Here is a 25,442-nt window from a genome sequence, read left to right on the forward strand (position 1 = left end):
GCCGGGCGGCGGGAAGGCCCGGCAGACCCGGCCGGGGCAGCACAAAGGCCCCGCGGTCACCGGGACTGCGGGGCCTGAAGTACGCGTGCGTCAGGCGGCGGACGTGCTGCCCGAGCTCGAACTCGAAGAGCTCGAGGAGCCCGACGACGAAGACGTCGACGGCGTGGAGGAGGGCTTCGAGGAGGACGCGGGGGACGACGTCGACGCAGGCGTGCTGCTCGACGACGAGCCACGGCTGTCGTTGCGGTAGAAGCCGGAGCCCTTGAACACGATGCCGACCGCCGAGAACACCTTCTTGAGGCGTCCCTTGCAGTTCGGGCACTCGGTCAGAGCGTCATCCGTGAACTTCTGCACCGCCTCGAGGCCCTCGCCGCACTCGGTGCACTGGTACTGGTAGGTCGGCACTTTGACTTCCTCCTGGCACTCTCACTCGATGAGTGCTAACGACGCTCCATAGTGACGTATTCCTCGGGATCAGTCCACCGCGACCGGGATGCGGTGACCCACGCCACGTGCGACGGTCCGCCCGCGGGAGGTCGGGTGCAGCCGCGAGCGCAGCGCCACCAGGGTGGCCAGGGCCAGGGCCGTGGCGACCAGCGGGACCAGGAATCCGGCGCTCGCACTGCGCTCGTCGGCGAGGCGGCCGGCGATCGTCACGGCACCGGCCTGGCCGAGCGCGATGGCGCCGGTCAGCCAGGTGAAGGCCTCGGTCCGGGCGGATGCCGGGACGAGCGAGCCGACCAGGGTGAAGCCGCTGATCATGGCGGGCGCGATGCAGACGCCGACGACGACGCCGACGATCGCGAACAGGGCCACGGAGTGCAGCATCCACAGCGTGGAGGCGGCGATCGCCAGCCCCGTGTAGCCCAGGATCAGGCGGCGCTGCGGCCCGACCTTCCAGGCGATCGCGCCGAAGGTGATGCCCGCGAGCATGTTGCCGGCGGCGAAAATGCCGTACAGGAGGCCGTTGACGCCTGCCTGGCCGATCTCCTCGGCGAACGCGGTCAGCGCGACCTGCATGCCGCCGAAGACGGCGCCGATGCCGAGGAACGCCACCGCGAGCACCCGCACACCGGGGATCGAGAGGGCGGAAACGTGCTCCACGCGCGCGTGCTCGTCGGCCAGACCGTGCGCCTTGGGCTGCGTACCGCGCTGTGCGGCGAACAGCAGGCCGCCCGCGAGGATCAGCACGGCCTCGGCCGCGAGACCGGCACCGGGGTGCACCCAGGTGCACAGCGCGGTGGCGAGGACCGGGCCGACGACGAAGGTGAACTCGTCCGTGACGGACTCGAAGGCCGCGGCGGTCGGCAGCAGCGGCGACCGGCCGGGCCGGTCCAGGACGGACACCCAGCGGGCCCGCACCATGGGCCCGACCTGCGGCACCGAGGCGCCCACCGGCACGGCGGCCAGGAACAGCGCCCACAGCGGCAGGTCGGCGAGGGCGAGGCCCGCGAGCAGGATCACCGACACGGCGTGCACCACGACGCCGGGGATCAGCACGGCGCGCTGCCCGTAGCGGTCGGCGAGCTTGCCGGTCTGCGGGGCGCACAGGGCCATGGAGATGCCCGCGACGGCGGAGACGGCGCCCGCGCTGCCGAGGGATCCGGTGGTGTGCTGGACGAGCAGGACGATCGACATCGTCAGCATCGCGAAGGGCTGACGGGCGGCGAAGCCGGGCAGGACGAACGAGAGGGCTCCGGGCGTGCGCAGCAGCTGCCCGTACCCGGGACGTGCCGCGGTGGCGGACGCCTGGGGAGCGGAGGTGGAGTTGACCGTGGACACCACGGTCCTTGCCTTTCTGCTGCCTGGTAGCGGGCCCGTGTGGCTTCGCCGAGAGCTGTCCTCATGCGCAGCGAACGTCGGTGATACCCGGTCCCACTGCGAGGGACCACGGCCGCCGTGCGGTCGCGCCAGCTCTGCATCAGACAGAGGTGGTTCGATTCAGTGTTCCTTCATTGTACGGGTCAGTAGCCGTGTTCGCCTCCGAATAGAGGGAACCGGGCAGGTTGTCACCTGTGATTAACGGGATCGTCGCGTTCCGGTTCCCGTGTTGCCCGATTCCGGCCCGCCCGTGCCCAGCCACCCGGCGAGCTTTCCGCCCTGGCCGACCGCGCGCAGCCGCTGCTCGGCGGCGTCCCGCACCGGGTCCGTCGCGACCACGAGCAGCTCGTCGCCGCGCCGCAGGACCGTCGTGGGCCCCGGCACGAAGGACTTCTCGTCCCGTACGACGAGTGTCACGGAGGCGCCGGACGGCAGCCGCAGCTCGCCGACCTCCACGCCGTGCATCCGCGACTTCGCGGGGATCGCCACCGAGAGGAGATGCCCGCGCAGCCGCTCCAGGGGCGCCGATTCGATGCCCAGGTCGGCCGCCTCGGAGGGGTCGTCCTCGAGCCGCAGGGCCTTGGCCAGCCACGGCAGCGTAGGCCCCTGGATGAGGGTGTAGACGACGACGAGCACGAAGACGATGTTGAAGATCCGCTCGCTGCCGTCGATGTCCGACACCATCGGGATCGTCGCCAAAATGATGGGCACGGCGCCGCGCAGTCCGGCCCATGACATGAGGGCCTTCTCCTGCCAGGGCAGCTTGAACGGCAGCAGGCTGAGGAAGACTTCGAGGGGTCTGGCCACCATCGTGAGGACGAGCCCGATGACGATCGCGGGCCAGACGTCGTCCCACAGGTTGTGCGGCGTGACAAGGAGGCCGAGCAGGACGAACATGCCGATCTGCGCGATCCAGCCGAGCCCGTCCGCGAACCCGCGCGTGGCCGGCCAGTGCGGCAGCTTGGAGTTGCCGAGCACCATCGCGGCCAGATAGACGGCGAGGAACCCGGAGCCGTGGGCCATCGCCCCGGCCGCGTACGCCGCGACCGCGATCGCCATGACCGCGATCGGATAGAGACCGGAGGCGGGCAGCGCCACGTGCCGCAGCCCGAACGCGCCCAGCCAGCCCACCGAGAGCCCGACCGCGACACCGATCGCCAGCTCCAGTGCGATCTTGCCGACGAGCAGGTACCAGGAGTCGACAGGGCCGACCGTGGAGAAGGCCACAACGAGGATGACGACAGGCGCGTCGTTGAAGCCGGACTCGGCCTCGAGCACACCGGTCACGCGCGAGGGCAGCGGCACCTTGCGCAGCACGGAGAACACCGCCGCGGCGTCCGTCGAGGACACCACCGCGCCGATGATGAGGGCCTGGCGCCACTCGAGCCCGACCAGATAGTGCGCACCGGCCGCTGTCACGCCCACGCTCACCGCGACGCCCACCAGCGACAGCACCACTGCCGCAGGCAACGCGGGTTTGATCTCCTTCCACTTGGTGCCCAGGCCGCCCTCGGCCAGGATCACCACAAGTGCGGCGTAACCGATCACCTGCGTCAACTCGGCATTGTCGAACACGACATTGCCGATGCCGTCCTGGCCTATCGCTATCCCGATCCCCAGGTACAGGAGCAGGCTGGGGAGGCCGCTGCGCGAGGAGATGCGCACGGCGGCGACGGCGATGAGCAGAACGAGCGAGCAGACGAGAAGGAGCTCGTTGAGCTGATGGACAGTCAGTGGCCGTTCCTTTCGCGAGAACTGGGCGGGAAGCGGGGTGTGACGGGCAGGGTACTTCGTTACCCTGCCTAGTTACCTTACCTAATTGTTGACGATTTCTTGACGCTTCCCGTACCTCCGCGATGTACGGTGCCGACTCCGCGTCCGAAGCCGATCTGCCCTGCGCCTATGGTTGCTCCAGCACTCCAGGACCGCCCTGCCCCTCGAAGGACAGCGATGCCCGCCAATGAAAGCGCCTCTTCCGGCCAGCAGAAGACCGGGAAGAAGAAGGGGCGACGCCTTCGCCTGCTGTTGATCACCTTGGTGCTGGCATTGGTCGCGGGTGTGGCCTTCGGGACGTACTGGAGCATCAGCACCGTGCGCGCCTCCTTCCCGCAGACCAAGGGGTCCATCAAGCTCGATGGTCTCTCCGGACCGGTCGATGTGCGGCGCGACGCCAACGGCATTCCGCAGATCTACGCCGAGTCGGACGCGGACCTGTTCATGGCCCAGGGCTATGTGCAGGCCCAGGACCGCTTCTGGGAGATGGACGTACGTCGCCACATGACGTCCGGCCGGCTCTCGGAAATGTTCGGCAAGGGCCAGGTCGAGACGGATGAATTCCTGCGCACCCTCGACTGGCACGGGGTGGCGCAGAAGGAGTACGACACCAAGCTCTCGGCCGAGACGAAGAAGTACCTCGACGCCTACTCCGAGGGGGTCAACGCGTACCTGGAGGGCAAGTCCGGAAAGGACCTGTCCGTCGAGTACGCGGCGCTCGGCTTCACCACCGACTACAAGGTCGACAAGTGGACGCCGGTCGACTCGGTGGCCTGGCTCAAGGCCATGGCCTGGGACCTGCGCGGCAACATGCAGGACGAGATCGACCGCTCGCTGATGTACTCGAGGCTCGGCCCGAAGCAGATCGACGACCTGTACCCGGGCTACCCGTACAAGCTGCATAAGCCGATCATCGAGAACGGCGCGGTCGACCCGGCGACGAAGTCCTTCGACCCGAAGGGCACCGCGACACAGACCCAGGGCCAGACCCAGGGCCAGACCCAGGGCCAGACGCAGGGTCAGGGCCAGTCGGGCTCCACCGGCACAGGTACCGGTACGGGTACTGGCACGGGTACCGGTACCGGGAACTCCCTCTCCGGCGGTACGAACGCCACGGCCGGCCTCAACACCCAGCTGTCCCGGATCTCCAAGGCCCTGGACAAGCTCCCCGACGCCATCGGCCCCAACGGCAACGGCATCGGCTCCAACTCCTGGGTGGTCTCCGGCGACCACACCACCACCGGCAAGCCGCTTCTCGCCAACGACCCGCACCTGTCGCCCCAGTTGCCGTCGGTCTGGTACCAGATGGGCCTGCACTGCCGTGGCGGCGCCTCCGGCAAGTGCAAGTACGACGTCTCCGGCTACACCTTCGCCGGCGTACCGGGCGTGATCATCGGCCACAACGACAAGATCGCCTGGGGCATGACCAACCTCGGCGCCGATGTCACCGACCTCTACCTGGAGAAGATCCAGGGCGACGGCTACCTGTACGACAACAAGGTCCAGCCCTTCACCACCCGCAAGGAGACCATCAAGGTCGCGGGCGGCGACGACAAGACCATCGTGGTCCGGTCGACGAACAACGGCCCGCTCATCTCCGACCGCAGCGACGAACTGGGCAAGGTCGGCCAGGAGGCCCCGGCCGGCAGCTCGGCCCCCGACCGCGCCGACGGCTACGCGGTGTCGCTGCGCTGGACCGCGCTCGACCCCGGCAACTCGATGGACGCGGTCTTCGAGCTCAACCGGGCCAAGGACTTCAAGGACTTCCGCAAGGCCGCGTCGCACTTCGAGGTGCCCTCGCAGAACCTGATCTACGCCGATCAGGAAGGCAACATCGGCTACCAGGCGCCCGGTCGGATCCCGGTCCGTGGCGGCAAGGACAACGACGGCTCCCTTCCGGTGCCGGGCTGGGACTCTTCGTACAACTGGAAGAGCTACATCCCGCAGGCGGAGCTGCCCTACGAGTACAACCCGAAGCGCGGCTACATCGTGACCGCCAACCAGGCCGTCGTGGACGAGAAGAAGTACCCGTACAAGCTCACCGACGACTGGGGCTACGGCGCCCGCAGCCAGCGCATCAACGACCTCATCGAGTCGAAGATCAAGAACGACGGCAAGATCTCGACCGAGGACATGCGCCTCATGCAGCTGGACAACAGCAGCGAGATCGCCAAGATGCTGACGCCCAAGCTGCTCAAGATCGATGTCGAGGATCCGTACGTCCGTGAGGCGCAGAAGCTCCTCGAGGGCTGGGACTACACCCAGGACTCCGATTCGGCGGCGGCCGCGTACTTCAACGCGGTCTGGCGCAACGTCCTCAAGCTGTCGTTCGGCAACAAGCTGCCCAAGGAGCTTCGGGTCAAGGGCTCCTGCATCAACGTCGAGCCGGCCGACAAGACCGGCCCGGTGGACGACCCCGACGAGCGGGTGCGCGAGTGCGGCGAGCGCGACGCGGACGCGGCGCAGCCGGACGGTGGCGACCGCTGGTACGAGGTCGTGCGCAACATCCTCGACGACGAGAACAACGAGTGGTGGCACACGCCCAAGTCGCGCACCGACAAGGCGACCACGAACCGTGACGAGCTCTTCGCGCGCGCCATGGAGGACGCCCGCTGGGAGCTGACCGCCAAGCTGGGCAAGGACATCGACACCTGGAGCTGGGGCCGCCTGCACCAGCTGACGCTGAAGAACCAGACCATCGGTACGGAGGGCCCCGGTTTCATGCAGTGGCTGCTCAACCGCGGACCCTGGAACCTGGGCGGCGGCGAGGCCGCGGTGAACGCCACCGGCTGGAACGCGGCGGGCGGTTACGGCGTGATCTGGGTGCCGTCGATGCGGATGGTCGTGAACCTCGCGGACTTCGACAAGTCCAAGTGGATCAACCTGACCGGCGCCTCGGGCCACGCCTACCACGACAACTACACGGACCAGACGGACAAGTGGGCCAAGGGCGAACTGCTCGACTGGGCCTACTCGGAGAAGGCCGTCGAGGCCGCCACCAAGAACACCTTGGCGCTCAGGCCGTAAATCTCCGGACCCCGCCCGGGGTCACCACCGCGTGCACGGGGTGGTCGTGCGGTTCCTCCGGGACCCGCGCGACCACCTCGTTGTCGTAGAGCAGCACCACCAGAGGCGGCTGCACGCGCGCGCGTGCGAGGCGTTGGAGCACCCGGTCGTACGACCCGCCGCCCCGGCCGAGCCGCATCCCGCGCCCGTCCACCGCGAGCCCGGGCAGCAGCACCGCGTCGGCCTCCAGGACGGCGTCGGGGCCGAGCCGGGCGCCCTCGGGTTCGAGCAGGCCCCGGCCTGCGCGTACGAGCCGCTCCGTACCGTCGTACGTCCCCCAGTCCAGATCGTTGTCCGCGAGCAGCACCGGCAGCAGAACGCGCACCCCGCGCGCGTGCAGCGCGTCGAGCAGCACGCGCGTGCCCGGCTCCCGGCCGACCGAGACATAGGCGGCGACGGTCCGCGCCCCGGCCAGCTCGGTGAGCTGCATCGCACGCTCGGCGAGAACCGCGGCCGCCTCCTGTGCGTCATCTGTTGTCAACCGGCGCCTCACGTCGAGGAGTTCTCGCCGCAATGTGGCTTTGTCAGCCTTGCCGCTCGTGCCGGAGTCTGCGCTCGCGCTCACAGGTGGTCCACAAACCTCTCTTATTGCTTGCAAAGTCAACAAAGGCAACGAATTTACCGGACCCACATCTTCCGCACATACGCACCCGATATGGTGACCGGCATGACTGAGTCGCACCCCACGATCACCAAGGCTGTCATCCCCGCAGCAGGCCTCGGCACGCGCTTCCTTCCGGCCACGAAGGCCACACCGAAGGAGATGCTGCCGGTCGTCGACAAGCCGGCGATCCAGTACGTGGTCGAGGAGGCCGTCGCCGCCGGTCTGTCCGACGTCCTCATGGTCACGGGCCGCAACAAGCGCCCCCTGGAAGACCACTTCGACCGCAACTACGAGCTGGAGTCGGCCCTCACCAAGAAGGGCGACGCCGAACGCCTCGCCAAGGTCCAGGAGTCCAGCGACCTGGCGACCATGCACTACGTCCGCCAGGGCGACCCCAAGGGCCTGGGCCACGCCGTCCTGTGCGCGGCCCCGCACGTCGGGCACGAGCCCTTCGCGGTCCTCCTCGGCGACGACCTGATCGACGCCCGCGACCCGCTCCTCAAGCGCATGGTCGAGATCCAGGCCCGCGAGGGCGGCAGCGTCATCGCGCTCATGGAGGTCGACCCCGCGCAGATCCACATGTACGGCTGCGCGGCCGTCGAGCCCACCGCCGAGGGCGACGTGGTCAAGATCACCGACCTGGTCGAGAAGCCGGACGTGGCGGACGCCCCGTCCAACCTCGCGATCATCGGCCGCTATGTCCTCGACCCCGCCGTCTTCGACATACTGCGCAAGACCGAGCCGGGCCGCGGAGGCGAGATCCAGCTCACGGACGCGCTCCAGCAGTTGGCGGCGGACGAGAAGGTCGGCGGCCCGGTGCACGGCGTGGTCTTCAAGGGCCGCCGCTATGACACCGGAGACCGTGGCGACTATCTGCGTGCCATTGTCAGACTCGCGTGCGAACGTGAAGACCTGGGCCCCGACTTCAAGGCCTGGCTTCGCAGTTACGTCGACGAGGAGATGTAGGCACCTTGAGCAGCAGCACGACGGAAGCGGTCACCGGTCAGGCCCACCTGTGGTCGGTGACCGAGCACCTCGAGGACATTCTCGGCGCGGTCCACCCGCTCGAGCCGATCGAGCTCCAACTGCTCGACGCCCAGGGCTGTGTCCTGGTCGAGGACGTCACGGTGCCCGTCTCGCTGCCACCCTTCGACAACAGCTCCATGGACGGGTACGCGGTCCGGGTCGCCGATGTCGCGGGCGCGAGCGAGGAGTTCCCCGCCGTGCTCGAGGTCATCGGCGACGTCGCGGCGGGCAGCGCGGGCGACCTCACCGTCGGCGCGGGCCAGGCCGCCCGCATCATGACCGGCGCCCCGCTGCCCCCGGGCGCCGAGTGCGTGGTCCCCGTCGAGTGGACCGACGGCGGCCTCGGCGAGGGCCCGGTCGGCTCGATGACCCCGCACAGCGCGTCCCCCGAGGGCGCCACCGGCGAGGTCCGCATCCACCGCCCGGCCACCGACCGCCAGCACGTCCGCGCACGCGGCAGCGACGTCCAGGCCGGCGAGCGCGCCCTGGAGGCGGGCACCGTCCTCGGCCCGCCGCAGATCGGCCTGCTCGCCGCGATCGGCCGCGGCAGCGTGCGGGTGCGTCCCCGCCCGCGCGTGGTCGTGATGTCCACGGGCAGCGAACTCACCCAGCCCGGCGAGGAGTTGGCCGAGGGCCGGATCTACGACTCCAACAGCTTCGCGCTGACCGCCGCCGCCCGGGACGCGGGCGCCATCGCCTACCGCGTGGGCGCCGTCGCCGACGACGCGGAGACGCTGCGCTCCACCATCGAGGACCAGCTGATCCGCGCGGACCTCCTGGTCACCACGGGCGGCGTCAGCGTGGGCGCGTACGACGTCGTGAAGGAAGCCCTGGAACACGTCGGGGACGAGGACGAGGCGGGCAGCGGCATCGAGTTCCGCAAGCTCGCCATGCAGCCGGGCAAGCCGCAGGGCTTCGGCTCCATCGGCCCCGACCACACCCCGCTGCTCGCCCTGCCGGGCAATCCGGTGTCGTCGTACGTCTCCTTCGAGTTGTTCGTACGTCCCGCGATCCGCGCCCTGATGGGCCTGGAGGACGTCCACCGCCCCACCGCCCGCGCCGAGCTGAGCTGCGACAAGCCGCTGACCTCGCCGGGCGGCAAGCGGCAGTTCCTGCGCGGCAGGTACGACGGCGAGGGCACAGTCACCCCGGTCGGCGGCGCGGGCTCCCACCTCATCGCCGCGCTCGCCCACGCCAACTGCCTGATCGTCGTCCCGGAGGACACCACCGAGGTGGCCCCCGGCGCCGAGCTCGACGTGGTCCTGCTCGGCTGAGACCCTCCTGGTACGGGTACCGTGTCTGCCCACACAGGGCCGCACCGCGGCCCGCCTTGCGGCCCGCACGAGGCCCGACCGGGAGCGCCCAGCACATGAGCACGCAGGACCGACTGACGCACATCGACGAAGCGGGCGCCGCCCGCATGGTCGACGTATCCGAGAAGGACGTGACCGCGCGCACCGCCCGCGCGTCCGGCCGCGTCCTTGTCTCGCCCCGCGTTATCGAGCTGCTGCGCGGCGAGGGCATGCCCAAGGGCGACGCCCTCGCCACCGCGCGGATCGCCGGGATCATGGGCGCGAAACGCTGCGCCGATCTGATCCCGCTCTGCCACCCGCTGGACATCTCCGGCGTCAAGCTGGATCTGGCCGTTGCCGACGACGCGGTCGAGATCGAGGCCACGGTCAAGACGACCGGCAGGACGGGTGTCGAGATGGAAGCGCTGACGGCGGTCTCGGTGGCGGGCCTGACGGTGATCGACATGGTCAAGGCCGTCGACAAGGGGGCCGTCATCACGGACGTCCGCGTCGAGGAGAAAACGGGCGGCAAGTCCGGGGAATGGACCCGGTCGTGAGCAGCGCCCACACCGACGGCGGGACCGGGCCCGCAGTGCCGCACCGCGCCGGGCTGGAGAACGCGCCCCCGTTCCCCGGCGACTCCGCGACGCTCGGCGACGCACTGCTCGCCCCCTATGCCGCGCTCGTAGTCACTGCCTCCAACCGCGCCTCCGCGGGCGTCTACGCGGACCGCGGCGGGCCGCTCCTGGCCGAAGGACTCGCCGCCATGGGCTTCGCCGTCGACGGCCCGCTGGTGGTCCCTGACGGTGATCCCGTGGAGCAGGCCCTGCGGGCCGGCGCGGGCGCGGGATACGACGTCATCCTCACCACCGGCGGCACCGGCATCTCGCCCGGCGACAAGACCCCCGAGGCCACCCGGGCCGTGCTCGACCACGAGATCCCCGGGATCCCCGAGGCGATCCGCGCGTTCGGCCGGGACAAGGTGCCCACGGCGGCGCTCTCCCGTGGCCTCGCCGGAGTCGCCGGCCGCACCCTGATCGTGAACCTGCCGGGCTCGACCGGCGGTGTACGCGACGGAATCGCGGTACTCGAGAAGCTCCTGGTCCACGCCGTCGACCAGATCCGCGGCGGCGACCACCCCCGACCGGACCACGGATCCACCGGGAGCCCGAGCTGAACAGCCTCGCCTGGCCCGTCGAGCTGGCGGACGGCGACACCGTCCTCCGCCCCATAAAGCTGCGTGACCAGCGGCCCTGGCGCGAGGTCAACCGGCGCAACCGCGACTGGCTGCGCCCCTGGGAAGCCACCATTCCGCCGCCCGCACCGGGCGGCCCGGTCGCCCATCGGCCGACGTACCGTCAAATGGTCCGCCACTTGCGGGCGGAGGCCAACGCGGGCCGCATGCTGCCCTTCGTCATCGAGCACCAGGGCCGTCTCGCCGGGCAGTTGACGGTCGCCGGAATCACCTGGGGCTCGATGTGTTCGGGCCATGTCGGCTACTGGGTCGACCAGTCGGTCGCGGGCCGCGGAGTGATGCCGACTTCTGTGGCACTTGCCGTGGACCACTGCTTCCGGACTGTCGGACTGCACCGCATCGAAGTCTGTATTCGGCCCGAGAACGGACCGAGCCGGCGCGTCGTGGAGAAACTCGGATTCCGCGAAGAGGGACTGCGTCCACGCTATCTCCACATTGACGGAGGCTGGCGCGACCATCTCGTCTTCGCGCTCACCGCGGAAGAGGTGCCCGAAGGGTTGCTCAACCGCTGGCACCAGGCCCGACGTATCGCGCCACCCAAATGAAATAAGTGTTCGAAAATGAGCAGTAGTTGACCGCGAATATGCCTGGAATCGAAGACTGCTGATCGCATCAGTCACAAAAAAAGTTCGAGATATCAGCCAGATCGTGCGACACACCGGCTCAATTGGCAGATGGCCTCACCGAAACCCCTCTACCGTGTGAGGCGTGAGCAGCAGCGGCCTCATCTACGCAGTCATCGTCGGGGCCTGGGCCGCCTACTTGGTGCCGATGTGGCTCCGTAGGCAGGACGAGCTCAATGAAGCCCGTCCGACGGAACGCTTCAGCACCGCCATCCGGCTGCTGTCCGGACGGGCGGGGATGGAGCGCCGGTACGCCAAGGACCTGCAGGCGCGCACCGACGGGGAAGAGCCCCGGACCGGGGCCGAGCCGGACGCCGCCACGGACGCCCTGACGGGCTCCGTCGACGTCCGGAACTTCGCCGTGCCCCCGAGCCGCAAGGAAGCCCGGGCGGAACGTTCCGAGCGGCCGGAACGCCAGGAGCGCCCCGAGCGCCAGGAGCGCCCCGAACGGTCCGCGAGGGCCGAGCGGGCGGATGCCGAGGCGGCGGCACGGGCCCGGCGCTTGAAGGTGCTGGCGCGTCGGCGACGTACGACGGTGATGTTGTTCCTGGCCTTCACCCTCGGCGCGATCGTCGCCGCCGTGGGCGGACTCGGCTTCCTGTGGGCGCCCGCCGGGCCGGCCCTGCTGCTGAGCGCGTACATCGTCTATCTGCGTTCGCAGGAGCGCCGCCGCTATACGTACGTGATGGATCAGCGGCGCGCCGAGATGGCCGCCCAGCGGCTGCGCGAGCGCCGCTCCGGCGGGCGGCGTCCGGCCGCGGCGCCGGTGGACGACGAAGCGGAGGGCGAAGCGCAGGCCGAGAGCCCCGGGCTCTCCTCCCTCGCCGCCGACCGCCGGGCCCTCGTCGAGCAGACCGACCACGCCGAGTGGGTCGACCAGCAGCGCGAGCGGGAACGGGGCGCGGCGCGCGGTGACAGCTGGGAGCCGGTGCCGGTCCCGCTGCCGACCTACGTCACCGCCCCGGTCGCCCCGCGTGCACCCGGCAGCGTCGACCTGGGCGCCCCCGACTCGTGGAGCTCGGCGCGCTCCAGCGCCGCCGAGCCGGACCGGCGCGGCCGCGAGGCGCGCGAGGCCGCGGCGGCGCGGGAGGGCGAGCAGGCCGAGGAGTCCAAGGCGGGGCCCCGGCAGGGCGAGGGCACGCAGGCGGCCCGGCGCGGTGCCGGTGGGCGGCGGGCCAGGGAGCGCGGGCGCACCCCGCTGTTCGACCAATACGCAGACAGGGGAGTCGGGGACCGGCCGCGCGCGGCCAACGAGTAGCCGTGGGATCCGCTCTTCGGGGCCTGGCCTGAGCCACTGAGCTGACCAGGGCCGGAACGGATTTCCAAGCACCCCGATCGGGGTGCTAAAGTTTCACTCGTTGCAAGGGCCTGTGGCGCAGTCTGGTAGCGCACCTCGTTCGCATCGAGGGGGTCTGGGGTTCAAATCCCCACAGGTCCACCGCAATTGAAAGCCCCGCCGGATTCGTCCGGCGGGGCTTTCGCATGTGCGGGAGCAAGCTCGGCGGTCGTCTCGATCAGGGCAGGCAGGGCTCGACCAGAGTCGACAGGGGTCTTGACTAGGGCCCGTACATTTGTAGACATGTCCCGTTCTGCCCGACTCGCCATGACTGCCTGCGGTGCCGCGCTCCTCGCGGTCGTCGCGGTGCTCGTCAGCGGCTGCAGCGGTCCGCAGGGGCTGCACGTGCAGGGGCCCGCGATCTCGCCGTCCAAGGTGTCCGGGCCGGTCTACGTCGCCGACGCGCAGGCGCAGCCGCTGCGGCGGCCGACCGCGATAGGGCTGACCGAGTTCGTGACGGTGTCCGAGCTGCGCTGGGGGAGCTGGGGCGACGGCACCGCGCATGCCACCGGGAAGCTCAGCGGGATGTGGTGTCTGCCCGAGTGCGGCGAGAAGCCGTACGAGGTGAACGTGACGCTGAGCGCGCTCGAGAAGCAGGAGCGCGTCGCCTACTACCGGCGGGCGACGGTCGAGCCGGTGCACCCCGAGGACCTGCCGAAGAACGCGGTGAACGTGCAGCTGCGCGGCATCCGACTCTCCGTTCCGGCGTTCTGAGCGGGCGGTCGGGCGATCCATGGGACTGCGAACGAAGATCGGTGTGGCCATCGCGGGCACCGCTGCGGTGGTGTCCGTGGTGATGGGGCTCCTGGTGCACCACCGGACGGTGAACGCCCAGTTCGAGACGGCCACCGGGCAGATCGGGGACCGGCTCGCGACCGCCGTGCAGGATCATGCGGCGGGCGTCGACGGGGCCAACACCCTGATCAATCCGCCGGATCTGCCGAAGCCGCTCGGTGAGGCCGTGCAGAAGGGCAAATGGGCGGTCTATCTCGACCCGGGCACCCAGGGCACGCCGTGGCTGTGGGCCGCGAGCAAGGAGGGCGACTCCGTCGTCGCGCTGCGCCGGCCCTACACCCGCGAGGACACGACCGTGCGGGAGCTGGACCGGGTCCTTTGGGTCGCGGGCGGGCTCGGCACCGGGCTCGCCATCGTGGCGGGGCTGCTCGTCGCGACGCGGCTCGGGCGGCGGCTCACCGCCTCCGCGGACACCGCGCAGCGCATCGCGGACGGCGATCTGACGGCGCGCCTCGAACTGCACGGCAAGGACGAGATCACCAAGCTGACCACCGCCGTGAACACCATGGCCGACGCCCTGTCCGGCCGGCTGCAAGCCGAGCGCGAGGTGACGGCGAACATCGCGCACGAGCTGCGTACGCCCGTCGCGGGGATGGTGACCGCGGCCGGGCTGCTGCCGGCCGGGCGGCCGTCCGAGCTGGTGCAGGGGAGCGCGCAGCGGCTGCGGGAGCTCGTCGACGATGTCATTGAAGTGGCGCGGCTCGATGTGTCGACGGAGCAGGCCGAGACGGAGGTACGGGAGTTCGGCGCGCTCGTCCGCAAGGCCGTCGGGGCCGTGGCGGGAGAGGAGCGCGGGGTCACCGTCGATGTCGTCGAGGACACCGAGGTGGAGACCGATCCGCGCCGGGTCGAGCGGGTCCTGGCCAACCTGGTCAGCAATGCGCTGCGGCACGGGGCGGCGCCGGTGCGCGTCGAGGTCGAGGGCGCGGTGGTGCGGGTGCGCGACAGCGGGCCCGGCTTCCCCGCCGCCCTGCTCGCGGGCGGGCCCCAGCGGTTCCGTACCGGGGCCCGCGAGAACGGGCTGGGGCTCGGGCTGACCATCGCGCGGGGGCAGGCGCAGGTGCTCGGGGCCCGGCTGCGCTTCGAGAACCCCGAGGGCGGCGGGGCGCTGGCGGTGCTCGACTTGCGCGCTGCCCGGACTCCTTAGCCGCCCAGACCCCGAAGCCGATCAGACCCAAAGCCGATCAGACTCCGAAGCTGATCAGACTCCTAAGCCGCTCAGAGCAGCAGCTTCGAGAAGCAGCGGCTCTCCTCGTGGAATCGGTAGTGGCCGAACTTGGCGCAGGCCGCGTAGCCGCTCGACGTGTAGAGCGCGATCGCCTCGGGCTGCTCCGTGCCCGTCTCCGCGGCCATCCGGGTCCGGCCTGCCGCGCGGGCGTCGGCCTCCAGGGCGGCCAGGATGCGGCGGGCCAGGCCCAGACCGCGGGCCTCGGGGACCACGTACATGCGCTTGAGCTCGGCGTCGCCGTCCGAGTAGCCGTCCTCGCCCGCGTCCTGGGTGCGCCAGCCGCCGGTCGCGAGGGGCCGGTCCTGATCGTCGTACGCGATCAGATAGAGCCCGAGCGGCGGCTCGAACATGGCCGGGTCGAGCGGGGTGACATCGCCCTCTTCCTCGCCGTGCTGCTGGTAGCGCTCGATGTACTCGAGCTGCACCTGGTCGTTGAGCTTGACGGCGTCGGGGTGGTCGAACGGGACCGGGCGTATCTCCATGCGGAAATCGTATGCGGGTGGGCCGGTACCGTGTCGGGGTGCTGACTGTGACCTCTGTGAACGTGAACGGGCTCCGTGCCGCCGCCAAGAAGGGCTTCGTCGAGTGGCTGGCCGCCACCGATGCCGACGCCGTCTGCCTGCAGGAAGTGCGGGCCGAGGCCGAGCAGCTGCCCGAGGGGGTGCGGGCGCCGGAGGGCTGGCACGTGGTGCACGCCCCGGCCGCGGCCAAGGGGCGGGCGGGGGTCTCGCTGTACACGCGCCGCGAGCCCGACCGCGTACAGATCGGATTCGGTTCCGAGGAGTTCGACTCCAGCGGGCGGTACGTCGAGGTGGATCTGCCCGGCGTCACGGTCGCGAGCCTCTATCTGCCCTCGGGCGAGGTCGGGACCGAGCGGCAGGACGAGAAGGAGCGGTTCATGGCCGAGTTCTTCACGTACCTGAAGGCGCTCAAGGTGCGGGCCGCCGCGGACGGCCGCGAGGTCGTGGTCTGCGGTGACTGGAACATCGCGCACCAGGAGGCCGACCTCAAGAACTGGAAGGGCAACAAGAAGAACGCCGGATTCCTGCCCGAGGAGCGGGAGTGGATGGGGCAGGTCTTTGAGAGTTACGTGGATGTGGTGCGGGCGCTGCATCCGGGGGTTGAGGGGCCGTACTCGTGGTGGTCCTACCGGGGGCGGGCTTTCGACAACGATGCAGGTTGGCGCATCGACTACCAGGTGTGCACGGCCGGCCTCGCCGAGCGCGCGGTCAAGGGCTTCGTGGAGCGGGCCGCGACACATGACGAGCGGTGGTCGGACCACGCTCCGGTGACCGTCGTGTACGACCTTTAGGCGACGTCGCGTACGCCATGTGAAGGCTGGGGCGCAAGAGCGCGAAGTCCGATAGAGGGCTTCCCGCTCCCTGTGCGGCGTGGCAGATTGCCGAGCGCACGGCACGGCCAACTGCCCGTCGTACAGGGGGATTTCATGAACCACTCGTACTCTCGGCGCGCCGTCCTCGGCGGTGCGCTCGGTGTCGGTCTGGCGGCCGCGCTGCCCGCGGCGCCGGCCGGTGCGGCGCCCGCCGGGACGCCGCCCGTGCTCGTCACCGAGCAGGCCTCCAAGCGCATTCTCGTCCTCGACCCGCAGCGCCCCACCTGGGATCCGGCAGCCGATCCGGCCTCCGTGAAGTGGGCGTTCTCGCCGCTCGGGGACCGGCGGTACGCGGATCTGCAGCCGGACGTCAGCTGGGTGTACCCGAGCGAGGCGAAGGTGCGGCGGTACGGCGGGCGCACCTACCTGCTGACCTGCGCGTCGTTCGGGTTCGCCGCGGTCGTGGAGCATCCGACCGGGCGGCGGTACTGGGGCGGGGCGATCGGGCCCGGCGACGACCTGTTCAACCCGCACTCCATGGAGATCCTGCCGGACGGCAATGTGGCGGTCGCCTGCAGCACGGGGGCGCAGGTGAGGCTGTACGCCGCCTCGCAGGGGCCGCGCAACACCACGTACGCGAAAGCCGAGTTGAAGGGTGCGCACGGGTTGCACTGGGACGGGGCGCGCAAGGTCCTGTGGGTGATCGGCGACGACGAGCTGGTGACGTACCGGGTGGGCGGCGGCCGGGCCAAGCCCACGCTCACCCGGACGTACGGGATCGCACTGCCGGGCGAGAAGCCGGGCGGGCACGACCTCTTCCCGGTGGCGGGGCGGCCCGACCGGCTGTGGGTGACGACCAATGCGGCGGTGTTCCAGTACGCGAAGGGCGCCAAGGAGTTCGTGCAGGACTTCGCGGGGGCCGACCGGATCAGCCGCAAGGGCGTCAAGGCGATCGGGAACGATCCCCGGACCGGGCAGGTGGCGAGCACCGTGCCGGAGGGCGGGCTCGGGGAGACCTGGTGGACGCGGAAGGTGACCGTGCATCGGCCGGACTCGGAGTATCTGCTGGTCAACGGCGGGATTTACAAGGCGCGTTGGTGGCTGCCCCGGTAGGCCGGTGCGGGTGGCTCAGCCCTTGTCCCCGGCCCGGTCGGCCGCGATGCGCCGGTCCATCGCCATCGACAGCTCCGCCTCCACGACCGCCTTCGCCAGCGGGCGCAGCTTGTCCATGTCGGCGTCCGCCTTGTACTCGTGGACGGTCGTGAGGAACAGCTCGGCGAGCGCGTCCGCGTGCTCGCGCACCCGGCGGCCCGCCGTCATCACCGCGGCGAGCGGGACGCCCTCGCGGACGAGCTGCGCCGAGACCTCCAGGAGGCGGCGGCTGATGTGCACGATCTCGTCGCCGTCCGTGCCGATGTAGCCGAGGTCGAGTGCGGCCTGGAGGTTCTCCGGGGTGACCTCGCCCTCGAAGTAGTCGGCCAGCTCCTCGGGGGTGAGGCGGACCGGGGTCTCCTCGGTGGGCTCGCCGGTCAGGCCGAGGAGTTCGCCGACGTCCCGGCCGTGCTCGAAGGCGTCGGTCAGCTCGGCGATCGCGGTCAGGGTGTGGCCGCGCTCCAGGAGGCCGGTGATGGTGCGCAGGCGGGCCAGGTGGTGCTCGTCGTACCAGGCGATGCGGCCCTCGCGGCGGGGCGGCGGGATCAGCTTGCGCTCCCGGTAGAAGCGCAGGGTGCGCACGGTGATGCCGGCCTCCTCGGCCAGCTCTTCCATGCGGTACTCGCGTACGGCCCCGTCTGCGCTCATGACCGAACCCTATGTTGTACCGCCGGTAACATTCCCGGGCTTACCCCCTACCGCTCGGTATGTTGCTGCTCTAGTCTCCCCATTGCGCCAGTAGTTACTGGCAGAGTCGTGAGGTTCGGGAGGCGGCGGCATGGCCGAGCACGAGCGGGAGCGCGAGCACGTACGGGTGGCGGTGATCGGGTCCGGGTTCGGTGGCCTCGGGGCCGCCGTGCGGCTGCGCCGTGAGGGCATCACCGACTTCGTCGTCCTGGAGCGGGCGGGCGCGGTCGGCGGGACCTGGCGGGACAACAGCTACCCGGGCTGCGCCTGCGACGTGCCCTCGCACCTGTACTCGTTCTCCTTCGCGCCCAACCCGGACTGGCCGCGCACCTTCTCCGGGCAGGAGCGCATCCAGGAGTACCTGGAGCACGTCGCGGACACCTTCCGGCTGCGCCCGCACATCCGCCTCAACTCCGAGGTGAAGCAGATGCGTTGGGACGCCGAGGAGCTGCGCTGGGAGATCGAGAGCAGCAGCGGCTCGCTGACCGCCGATGTCGTCGTCTCCGCCACCGGGCCGCTCTCCGACCCCAAGGTCCCGGACATCGCGGGGCTCGACACCTTCGAGGGCAAGGTCTTCCACTCGGCCCGCTGGGACCACGACTACGACCTCAGCGGCAAGCGCGTCGCGATGATCGGGACCGGGGCCTCCGCGATCCAGATCGTGCCGGCCATCCAGAAGGAGGTCGGCAGGCTCACGCTGTTCCAGCGGACGCCGCCGTGGGTGATGCCGCGCGCCGACCGTGCGATCACCGCGCCCGAGCGCTGGCTGCACCGGCAGCTGCCGTTCACCACCGCCGCCCGGCGCGGAATCCTGTGGGGCATACGGGAGTTGCAGGTCCAGGCCTTCACCAAGCGGCCGAACGAGCTGGGCATGATCGAGGCGATAGCCAAGCGGAACATGGGCCGGGCCATCAAGGACCCGGAGCTGCGCCGCAAGCTGACGCCCGACTACCGCATCGGCTGCAAGCGGATCCTGCTGTCGAACACGTACTATCCGGCGCTCGCCCAGCCCAATGTGGACGTCGTGGCCAGCGGGTTGAGCGAGATCCGCGGGAACACCCTGGTCGCCGCCGACGGCACCGAGACCGAGGTCGACGCGATCATCTTCGGCACCGGCTTCCACGTCACGGACATGCCGATCGCGGACCGCGTCATCGCCGACGACGGCACGACGCTCGCCGAGTCCTGGAAGGACGGCATGAACTCGCTGCGCGGCGCCACCGCGGCGGGCTTCCCCAACTGGATGACCATCATCGGGCCCAACACCGGCCTCGGGAACTCCTCGATGATCCTGATGATCGAGTCCCAGCTGAACTACATGGCCGACTACATGCGGCAGTTGGACGTCCTCGGGGGGAAGGCGGCCCTCGCCGTACGGCCGTCCGCCGTGGGTGCGTGGAACCGGCGGGTCCAGGAACGTATGAAGCGGACCGTCTGGAACACCGGCGGCTGCAACAGCTGGTACCTCGACGCGAACGGCGTCAACACCACCATCTGGCCGGGTACCACGACAGAGTTCCGCAAGGCGACGCGGCAGGTCGACCTCGCCGAGTACGAGGTGGTGCGGCCGACCGAGAAGTCCACGAAGGACGTGGCCGTCGAGACCAAGTCGCCGGCCAAGAAGGCGCGTACGAAGAAGGCCGAGGCGGCGGCATGAGCAGGCTGATGCATGTGACGACCGGGCCGTACGCACCGCCGCCCGCCGCGCGCGAGCTGACGGCCGTGTCCGCCGACGGGTCCCGGCTGTACGTCGAGGTGCACGGTCCCGAGGGGGCGCCCGCCGTGGTGCTCGCGCACGGGTGGACCTGTTCGACGGCCTTCTGGGCCGCGCAGATACGGGAGTTGGCGGTCGACCACCGCGTCATCGCGTACGACCAGCGCGGGCACGGGCGCAGTCCGGCGCGCGCCTCGGCCGCCGGGTACAGCACGACGGCGCTCGCCGACGACCTGGAGGCGGTGCTCGCCACCGCGCTCGAACCCGGCGAGCGGGCCGTGCTCGCGGGGCACTCCATGGGTGGCATGACGATGATGGCGGCCGCGGGGCGCGGCAAGTTCAAGGAGCATGCGGCGGCGGTGCTGCTTTGCAGCACGGGCGGCTGGGACCTGACCGCCGAGTCGCGCGTCGTGCCGCTCAAGGCCGGGCGGCTGCGGACCCGGCTCACCCGGGCCGTGCTCGGGTCGAAGGCGCCGCTCGGACCCGTGACGCCGGTGGCCAGGCGGATTCTGCGGTACGCCACGATGGGGCCCGGCTCGTCCCGGGACAAGATCGAGGCATGCGCCCGCATTGTGCACGCCTGCCCGCGCATGGTGCGCTATGGGTGGTCGCATGTCCTGGCCGAGCTCGAACTCTCGTCGGGCGTGCGGGAGTTGACGATGCCTACCGCGGTGCTCGTCGGTACGGCGGACCGGATGACGCCGCCCGTGCACGCCCGCGCCCTGGTGGCCGCGCTGCCGAGTTGCGTGGGCAGCACCGAGCTGGCCGGGCTCGGGCACATGACGCCGGTCGAGGCGCCGGAAGCGGTCAGCGCGGCGATTCGTGAGCTGGTCGGTACGTACGTAACTGTCAGGGAGGGCGCATGAGCAAGGTCAGCCTGGAAGGTCAGGTCGCGGTCGTCACGGGGGCCGCGCGGGGCGTGGGCGAACTGCTCGCCCGCAAGCTGTCGGCGCGGGGTGCGAAGGTCGCGCTGGTCGGGCTCGAGCCCGATGCGATGAAGCAGGTCTCCGAGCGGCTGCACACCGAGAGCGACACCTGGTACGCGGATGTCACCGACCATGAGGCGATGGCGCGGGTGGCCCAGGAGGTCAAGGCGCGCTTCGGCAAGGTCGACATCGTGGTGGCCAACGCGGGGGTCGCGTCGGGCGGGCCCTTCGTGGACTCCGACCCCGAGGCGTGGCGGCGGGTGATCGAGGTCAATCTGATCGGCGGGGCCGTGACGGCTCGGGCGTTCCTGCCCGTGCTGATGGAGTCGCGGGGGTACTTCCTGCAGATAGCTTCGCTTGCCGCCATTACGCCGGCACCGATGATGACCGCGTACTGCGCGTCGAAGTCCGGGGTCGAGGCGTTCGCGCACTCGTTGCGGGCGGAGGTCGGGTACAAGGGGGTGCGGGTCGGGGTCGGGTATCTGTCGTGGACCGACACGGACATGGTGCGCGGGGCCGACCAGGACGATGTGATGCGGGAGCTTCGGCAGCGGTTGCCGTGGCCTTCCAACAAGACGTATCCGCTGGGGCCTGCGGTCGACCGGATCGTTGCGGGGATCGAGCGGCGGTCTCCGCATGTGTACGCGCAGTGGTGGCTGCGGGGGATGCAGTCCATGCGGGGGTACTTGCCGGGGATCATCGCGACCGTGGGGGTGCGCGAGATGAAGCGGTTCGAGCCTCGGCTCGGGAGCGTGAGCAAGGGGTTGGTGGGCGAGGGGGGTGCGGCGGACGAGAAGGCGCGTACCGGGGCCTGACCTTCGACGGGGTGCGGCACCGGGGTGGGCGTAGCCATACGTTCAGCGCACTCGGCGCCTTCGTGCCGCGCCCACCCGTGCCGCCCTGCGGCACGATTGCCCGCTGCGGGAACAGCGGGAGCGGCCGCAACGGCGGGAACAGCGGGAGCGGCCGCAACGGCGGGAATAGCCGGAGCGGCCGCAACAGCGGTAACAGCGGTGCAAGTTGAGGGGCGTACCCGGGTTGTGGGTACGCCCCTCAATGGCTGCGCAGTGTGCGGTGCGCGGTCAGTTCGTCAGGAGTCGTAGTCCTGGTTGAACTTGTCGGCCTGCTCCTGGGCGGCGCTCTTCGCGTCGTCCGCGAGGCCCGACGAGCGCTCGCTCGCCTCTTCGGCCGCGCCCTGCGCCTTGTCCTGCAGGTCCTGGCCGGCCTGCGAGGCGCGGTCGCTCGCCTGGTCGGCGGCGTCCTGCCCGGCGTCCTTGGCGGAGCCGAACTTCTCCTTCGCCTGGTCCTGCAGCTGGTCGGCCTTGTCCTTGAACTGGTCCATGATGCCCATGAAGGTTCACTCCTAAGAGGGTGAGGGGTTTCGGGCCGCAACCAGCGTGGCATGCGAGGACATTCCGCGCATTTTGAAAGATTCCGGTGCGTGATCCAGGGCGTACCTGCCCACTGCGCAGCGTGGTCTGCGCAGGTCAGCGCGGTGGAAGTTTCGGTCGGCGACGATCCGGAACCGCCGAGTAGTCCGGCGGGACCGCCGCCGGGTGCTCGGCGAGCAGGTCGAGCGCGACCTGTACCGCGTCGTCCAACTGGGCGTGCCGGCCCTCGGCCCAGTCCAGGGGGGTGCGCAGGACTTCGATGTCGGGCTCGACGCCGTGGTTCTCCACGGACCAGCCGAGCTCGCCGTCGAACCACGCCGCGTTCATCGGCACCGTGATGATGGTCCCGTCCCCGAGCCGGTGCCGACCCGTCATGCCGACCACGCCGCCCCAGGTGCGCTGGCCCACCACTGGCCCGAGCCCGAGCAGCTTGAAGGCCGCCGTGATCATGTCGCCGTCCGACGAGGTCGCCTCGTCGGCGAGGGCCACGATCGGGCCGCGGGGTGCGTTGGAGGCGTACGAGACGGGCTGGGCGTTGCGGGTCAGGTCCCAGCCCAGGATGGTCCGCGTGAGCTTCTCCACGACCAGCTCGCTGATGTGGCCGCCCGCGTTGCCCCGTACGTCCACGATGAGCGCGGGGCGGGAGACCTCCATGCGCAGATCGCGGTTGAACTGGGCCCAGCCCGAGCCGCCCATGTCGGGGATGTGCAGATAGCCACACTTGCCGTGGCTCAACTCCCGTACCACGCCCCGGCGTTTGGCCACCCAGTCCTGGTAGCGCAGGGGGCGTTCGTCGATGAGGGGGACCACCGCGACCCGCCGCGATCTGCCCTCGCCCTCCGCGGCCTTGAAGGTCAGCTCGACCGTCGTGCCGCCCGCGCCCGAGAGCAGCGGATAGGGCCCGGTCACCGGGTCCACCGGCCGCCCGTCGACATGCGTGAGGATCGCGCCCTCGCGGATGCCCGCGCCGGCCAGCGGGGAGCGGGCCTTGGAGTCCGAGGAGTCGCCGGGCAGGATCCGCTTGACCACCCACACCCCGTCCCGGCAGACCAGGTTGGCGCCGAGCAGGCCCATGGCGCGCTGGTAGTGCGGTGGGCCTTCGTTGCGGCGTGCGGGGGAGACGTACGCATGAGAGGTGCCCAGTTCGCCGAGGACCTCGCGGAGCAGATCCGCGAACTCGTCGGGGGACGCGACCCGTTCGACCAGCGGACGGTACTGGTCGAGGAGCGCCGGCCAGTCCAGGCCGCACATGTGGGGCTCCCAGAAGTAGGAGCGGATGATGCGGCCGGCCTCCGCGTAGGCGCCGCGCCACTCGGCGGCCGGGTCGACCTCGTGCAGGATGCGGCGCAGGTCGATCCAGACCGTGGAGTCGCTGTCGCCGGTCTCGGTGGAGGGGACCGCGCGCAGCTCGCCCTCGTCGATGACGACCAGGCGGGTGCCGTCGCCGCTGATGCCGAACGCGTCGAGGTGGTTGACCAGTTCGGTCTTCTTGGCCTTGGTGATGTTGAAGTATTCGAGGGTCGGGCGGCCCGACATGTCGGTCGGGTTGGCGAAGGTCTCGCCGAGCGCGCCGGAGATCGGCCAGCGCAGCCAGACCAGGCCGCCGCCGCTGACCGGGTAGAGCGCCGAGTACTTGGAGGCCGCGACCGGGAAGGGCGTGACGCGGGACTCCAGGCCCTCGATCTCCACGGTGACCGTGCCGTCGCCGCTGTCGCCCTCGGCCGGGTCGAGGCCGCCGGCCGCCGGGCGCCCGTCGGGGGAGAGGGCGAAGGGGGAGGGGGTGGCCGAGGACAGCGGCACCAGATAGGGGCGGCAGCCGAGCGGGAAGGACAGGTCGCCGGTGTGCACGTCGTAGACCGGGTCGAAGCCGCGCCAGGAGAGGAAGGCGAGGTAGCGGCCGTCGCGGGTGAAGACCGGATTCTCGTCCTCGAAGCGGCCGTTGGTGACGTCGACGATCGTGCGGTCCTTGATCCGCGCCATCTTGATCTGGCGCAGGGAGCGTCCGATGCCGGGGTGCGACCAGGTCAGCCACTCCCCGTCGGGCGAGAACGCGACATCCCTGACCGGCCCGTTGATGGACCGGATCAGCTCGGTCACCTCGCCGTTGGAGTCCTCGGTCGCGTCGATGAGCAGCAGCCGCCCGTCGTTGGACGCGATGGCGATCCGCTCGCCGTCGGTGTCCGCCACCATTTCCTGTACGCGCCCGAGCTCGCCGCGCGCGAGCCGCCGGGGCTCCCGGTCGCCGCTGGCCCGGGGCAGATAGGCGATCTCGACGGCGTCCTCGCCCTCGGCGTCGGTGACGTAGGCGACCTGGCCGCCCGAGCCGAGCATCTCCGGCAGGCGTACGCGTACGCCCGGGGTGTCCGCGATGGTGCGGGCGGGCCCGTCCCGGTGGGTGAGCCAGTACAGGCTGCCGCGCACGACGACCGCGCTGGCCCGGCCCGTCTCGTCCACGGAGAACGCGTCGACGTGCTGGGCCGCGGGCACCTGATAGCCGCGCCGCCCCGCGCGCGGGCCGCCGAGGCGGATGTCCAGCTTGCGCGGCCGGCCGCTCTCGGAGAGGTCGTCGACCAGCCAGACGTCGCCCGCGCACTGGTAGACGACGCGGGTGCCGTCGCTGGACGCGTGCCGGGCGTAGAACTCGTCGTGGTCCGTGTGCCGTCGCAGGTCGGAGCCGTCCGGCAGGCACGAGTAGAGATTGCCGACACCCTCGTGGTCGGAGAGGAACGCGATCCGGCCGTCCACGAACATCGGGCTGCTGAAGTGCCCGCCGAGGTCCGCCAGGATCCGCTCGCCGTGCATCCAGAGGCGGCCCGTGGCACCGCCCCGGTAGCGCTTCCAGGCGGCCGGCTCGTGCGGGGGCTTGCCGGTGAGCAGCAGGGTCAGGCGTTCCCCGTCGATGTCGGCCACCGCGATGTCGTCGACCGGGCCCCAGGGGAGCTTGCCGCCGGGGGAGCCGTCGGTGGCTACCGAGTAGGACCAGGTGAAGTACGAGAAGGGCTGGCCGTGCGAGGCGACGGCGAGGATGTCCCCGTCGGGGGTCCAGCCGCAGACCTTGGTGTCGGTGCTGCCCCAGTAGGTGAGCCGGGTGGCGGGGCCGCCGGACACGGGGACGGTGTGGATCTCCGGGTCGAGGCTGCGCCAGGTGGTGAAGGCGATCTGGCTGCCGTCCGGGGAGAAGCGCGGGTGGCTGACCCGGGTCCGGTCGACGGTCAGCCGCCAGGCGCGCGAGCCCGCGGGGGTCAGGGGGGAGATCCAGAGGTCATCCTCTGCGGCGAAGCAGAGCAGGTCACCGTAGAGGTGCGGGAAGCGGAGGTACGCGGCATCGCTCACTTATCCATGCTTTTCCGCTTGGCGGGGTGCGGCAACTTGGGTTTCCCTTCGGGCGCGACCGGCTCACGACTCGGGGCTCCGCCCCGG

General features: G+C 70.6%; 22 protein-coding genes and 1 tRNA gene. 15 read left to right on the forward strand and 8 right to left on the reverse strand.

Annotated elements, in window-relative coordinates:
- Positions 1-90: 90 nt before the first annotated feature.
- The 3 genes from OG430_RS28540 to OG430_RS28550 all read right to left on the reverse strand — a co-directional run bounded on the left by OG430_RS28540 (position 91) and on the right by OG430_RS28550 (position 3,555).
- Positions 91-405: an FmdB family zinc ribbon protein gene (locus OG430_RS28540; RefSeq protein ID WP_327355476.1), complete on the reverse strand. Its 315-nt coding sequence runs from the start codon at positions 403-405 to the stop codon at positions 91-93.
- Between the two features lie 69 nt (positions 406-474).
- Positions 475-1,782: an MFS transporter gene (locus OG430_RS28545; RefSeq protein WP_442816735.1), complete on the reverse strand. Its 1,308-nt coding sequence runs from the start codon at positions 1,780-1,782 to the stop codon at positions 475-477.
- Positions 1,783-2,019: 237 nt separating this feature from the next.
- Entirely contained in the window at positions 2,020-3,555 is a 1,536-nt protein-coding gene (locus OG430_RS28550; protein WP_327359254.1) for a potassium/proton antiporter, read from the reverse strand.
- A 216-nt stretch (positions 3,556-3,771) separates the two neighbouring features.
- Between OG430_RS28550 and OG430_RS28555 the strand changes: the two genes are divergently transcribed.
- A complete protein-coding gene (locus OG430_RS28555) occupies positions 3,772-6,621 on the forward strand; it encodes a penicillin acylase family protein (RefSeq protein ID WP_327355478.1) in 2,850 nt (949 codons plus the stop codon).
- On the opposite strand, the gene OG430_RS28560 is transcribed toward OG430_RS28555, so the two are convergent.
- Positions 6,611-7,141, reverse strand: a complete 531-nt coding sequence (locus OG430_RS28560) for a 5-formyltetrahydrofolate cyclo-ligase (protein WP_442816566.1) — start codon at positions 7,139-7,141, stop codon at positions 6,611-6,613. The two genes, OG430_RS28555 and OG430_RS28560, sit on opposite strands and share 11 nt — an antisense overlap.
- Before the next feature lie 186 nt (positions 7,142-7,327).
- Between OG430_RS28560 and galU the strand changes: the two genes are divergently transcribed.
- The 9 genes from galU (at position 7,328) to OG430_RS28605 (ending at position 14,738) form a co-directional block, all read left to right on the forward strand.
- On the forward strand, positions 7,328-8,230 hold the full coding sequence (gene galU / locus OG430_RS28565; protein ID WP_327355480.1) for a UTP--glucose-1-phosphate uridylyltransferase GalU: 903 nt from the start codon (positions 7,328-7,330) through the stop codon (positions 8,228-8,230).
- A gap of 5 nt (positions 8,231-8,235) precedes the next feature.
- A complete protein-coding gene (gene glp, locus OG430_RS28570; RefSeq protein ID WP_327355481.1) occupies positions 8,236-9,564 on the forward strand; it encodes a molybdotransferase-like divisome protein Glp in 1,329 nt (442 codons plus the stop codon).
- 95 nt (positions 9,565-9,659) lie between these two features.
- Positions 9,660-10,139, forward strand: a complete 480-nt coding sequence (gene moaC, locus OG430_RS28575; RefSeq protein ID WP_327355482.1) for a cyclic pyranopterin monophosphate synthase MoaC — start codon at positions 9,660-9,662, stop codon at positions 10,137-10,139.
- Positions 10,140-10,192: 53 nt separating this feature from the next.
- The gene (locus tag OG430_RS28580) at positions 10,193-10,759 is read left to right on the forward strand and encodes a MogA/MoaB family molybdenum cofactor biosynthesis protein (RefSeq protein ID WP_327359255.1); all 567 of its coding nucleotides are present in this window, start codon (positions 10,193-10,195) and stop codon (positions 10,757-10,759) included.
- Positions 10,756-11,382 (forward strand): GNAT family N-acetyltransferase, encoded by a 627-nt coding sequence (locus tag OG430_RS28585; RefSeq protein ID WP_327359256.1) that lies wholly within the window; start codon positions 10,756-10,758, stop codon positions 11,380-11,382. Before OG430_RS28580 ends, OG430_RS28585 begins: the two co-directional genes overlap by 4 nt.
- A gap of 163 nt (positions 11,383-11,545) precedes the next feature.
- Positions 11,546-12,718, forward strand: a complete 1,173-nt coding sequence (gene sepX, locus OG430_RS28590) for a divisome protein SepX/GlpR (protein ID WP_327355483.1) — start codon at positions 11,546-11,548, stop codon at positions 12,716-12,718.
- Between the two features lie 106 nt (positions 12,719-12,824).
- A tRNA-Ala gene (locus tag OG430_RS28595) sits at positions 12,825-12,898 on the forward strand.
- Between the two features lie 141 nt (positions 12,899-13,039).
- Complete coding sequence (locus OG430_RS28600; RefSeq protein ID WP_327355484.1) at positions 13,040-13,510, forward strand: hypothetical protein; 471 nt, start codon at positions 13,040-13,042, stop codon at positions 13,508-13,510.
- A 19-nt stretch (positions 13,511-13,529) separates the two neighbouring features.
- The gene (locus OG430_RS28605) at positions 13,530-14,738 is read left to right on the forward strand and encodes a sensor histidine kinase (RefSeq protein WP_327355485.1); all 1,209 of its coding nucleotides are present in this window, start codon (positions 13,530-13,532) and stop codon (positions 14,736-14,738) included.
- A 71-nt stretch (positions 14,739-14,809) separates the two neighbouring features.
- On the opposite strand, the gene OG430_RS28610 is transcribed toward OG430_RS28605, so the two are convergent.
- The gene (locus OG430_RS28610; RefSeq protein WP_327355486.1) at positions 14,810-15,301 is read right to left on the reverse strand and encodes a GNAT family N-acetyltransferase; all 492 of its coding nucleotides are present in this window, start codon (positions 15,299-15,301) and stop codon (positions 14,810-14,812) included.
- 11 nt (positions 15,302-15,312) lie between these two features.
- Between OG430_RS28610 and OG430_RS28615 the strand changes: the two genes are divergently transcribed.
- Positions 15,313-16,131 (forward strand): exodeoxyribonuclease III, encoded by an 819-nt coding sequence (locus OG430_RS28615; protein WP_442816567.1) that lies wholly within the window; start codon positions 15,313-15,315, stop codon positions 16,129-16,131.
- Positions 16,132-16,266: 135 nt separating this feature from the next.
- Entirely contained in the window at positions 16,267-17,265 is a 999-nt protein-coding gene (locus OG430_RS28620; protein WP_327355488.1) for a DUF6528 family protein, read from the forward strand.
- Positions 17,266-17,280: 15 nt separating this feature from the next.
- On the opposite strand, the gene OG430_RS28625 is transcribed toward OG430_RS28620, so the two are convergent.
- Positions 17,281-17,919 (reverse strand): MerR family transcriptional regulator, encoded by a 639-nt coding sequence (locus OG430_RS28625; protein ID WP_327359257.1) that lies wholly within the window; start codon positions 17,917-17,919, stop codon positions 17,281-17,283.
- Positions 17,920-18,082: 163 nt separating this feature from the next.
- Here OG430_RS28625 and OG430_RS28630 point away from each other — a divergent pair, with 163 nt between their 5' ends.
- From OG430_RS28630 to OG430_RS28640, 3 genes are read left to right on the forward strand one after another with little or no spacing between them, the layout of a single operon-like run.
- Positions 18,083-19,648, forward strand: coding sequence for a flavin-containing monooxygenase (locus OG430_RS28630; RefSeq protein ID WP_327355489.1), 1,566 nt, complete (start codon positions 18,083-18,085; stop codon positions 19,646-19,648).
- Positions 19,645-20,571, forward strand: a complete 927-nt coding sequence (locus OG430_RS28635; RefSeq protein ID WP_327355490.1) for an alpha/beta fold hydrolase — start codon at positions 19,645-19,647, stop codon at positions 20,569-20,571. Before OG430_RS28630 ends, OG430_RS28635 begins: the two co-directional genes overlap by 4 nt.
- A complete protein-coding gene (locus OG430_RS28640; RefSeq protein WP_327355491.1) occupies positions 20,568-21,446 on the forward strand; it encodes an SDR family oxidoreductase in 879 nt (292 codons plus the stop codon). Before OG430_RS28635 ends, OG430_RS28640 begins: the two co-directional genes overlap by 4 nt.
- Before the next feature lie 275 nt (positions 21,447-21,721).
- Here OG430_RS28640 and OG430_RS28645 read toward each other — a convergent pair whose 3' ends face one another.
- On the reverse strand, positions 21,722-21,982 hold the full coding sequence (locus OG430_RS28645) for a hypothetical protein (protein ID WP_327355492.1): 261 nt from the start codon (positions 21,980-21,982) through the stop codon (positions 21,722-21,724).
- A gap of 136 nt (positions 21,983-22,118) precedes the next feature.
- On the reverse strand, positions 22,119-25,355 hold the full coding sequence (locus tag OG430_RS28650) for a S41 family peptidase (protein ID WP_327355493.1): 3,237 nt from the start codon (positions 25,353-25,355) through the stop codon (positions 22,119-22,121).
- Positions 25,356-25,442: the final 87 nt, after the last annotated feature.

The organism is Streptomyces sp. NBC_01304 (assembly GCF_035975855.1).
GTDB lineage: Bacteria > Actinomycetota > Actinomycetes > Streptomycetales > Streptomycetaceae > Streptomyces.

What these genes read in the sequence shown, in the direction of transcription:
- OG430_RS28555 (WP_327355478.1), top strand. Translation starts at nt 3,772, where the DNA reads ATGCCCGCCAATGAAAGCGCCTCTTCCGGCCAGCAGAAGACCGGGAAG.
- galU (WP_327355480.1), top strand. Translation starts at nt 7,328, where the DNA reads ATGACTGAGTCGCACCCCACGATCACCAAGGCTGTCATCCCCGCAGCA.
- moaC (WP_327355482.1), top strand. Translation starts at nt 9,660, where the DNA reads ATGAGCACGCAGGACCGACTGACGCACATCGACGAAGCGGGCGCCGCC.
- OG430_RS28600 (WP_327355484.1), top strand. Translation starts at nt 13,040, where the DNA reads ATGTCCCGTTCTGCCCGACTCGCCATGACTGCCTGCGGTGCCGCGCTC.
- OG430_RS28605 (WP_327355485.1), top strand. Translation starts at nt 13,530, where the DNA reads ATGGGACTGCGAACGAAGATCGGTGTGGCCATCGCGGGCACCGCTGCG.
- OG430_RS28610 (WP_327355486.1), bottom strand. Translation starts at nt 15,301, where the DNA reads ATGGAGATACGCCCGGTCCCGTTCGACCACCCCGACGCCGTCAAGCTC.
- OG430_RS28615 (WP_442816567.1), top strand. Translation starts at nt 15,313, where the DNA reads ATGCGGGTGGGCCGGTACCGTGTCGGGGTGCTGACTGTGACCTCTGTG.
- OG430_RS28620 (WP_327355488.1), top strand. Translation starts at nt 16,267, where the DNA reads ATGAACCACTCGTACTCTCGGCGCGCCGTCCTCGGCGGTGCGCTCGGT.
- OG430_RS28625 (WP_327359257.1), bottom strand. Translation starts at nt 17,919, where the DNA reads ATGGAAGAGCTGGCCGAGGAGGCCGGCATCACCGTGCGCACCCTGCGC.
- OG430_RS28630 (WP_327355489.1), top strand. Translation starts at nt 18,083, where the DNA reads ATGGCCGAGCACGAGCGGGAGCGCGAGCACGTACGGGTGGCGGTGATC.
- OG430_RS28635 (WP_327355490.1), top strand. Translation starts at nt 19,645, where the DNA reads ATGAGCAGGCTGATGCATGTGACGACCGGGCCGTACGCACCGCCGCCC.
- OG430_RS28640 (WP_327355491.1), top strand. Translation starts at nt 20,568, where the DNA reads ATGAGCAAGGTCAGCCTGGAAGGTCAGGTCGCGGTCGTCACGGGGGCC.
- OG430_RS28645 (WP_327355492.1), bottom strand. Translation starts at nt 21,982, where the DNA reads ATGGGCATCATGGACCAGTTCAAGGACAAGGCCGACCAGCTGCAGGAC.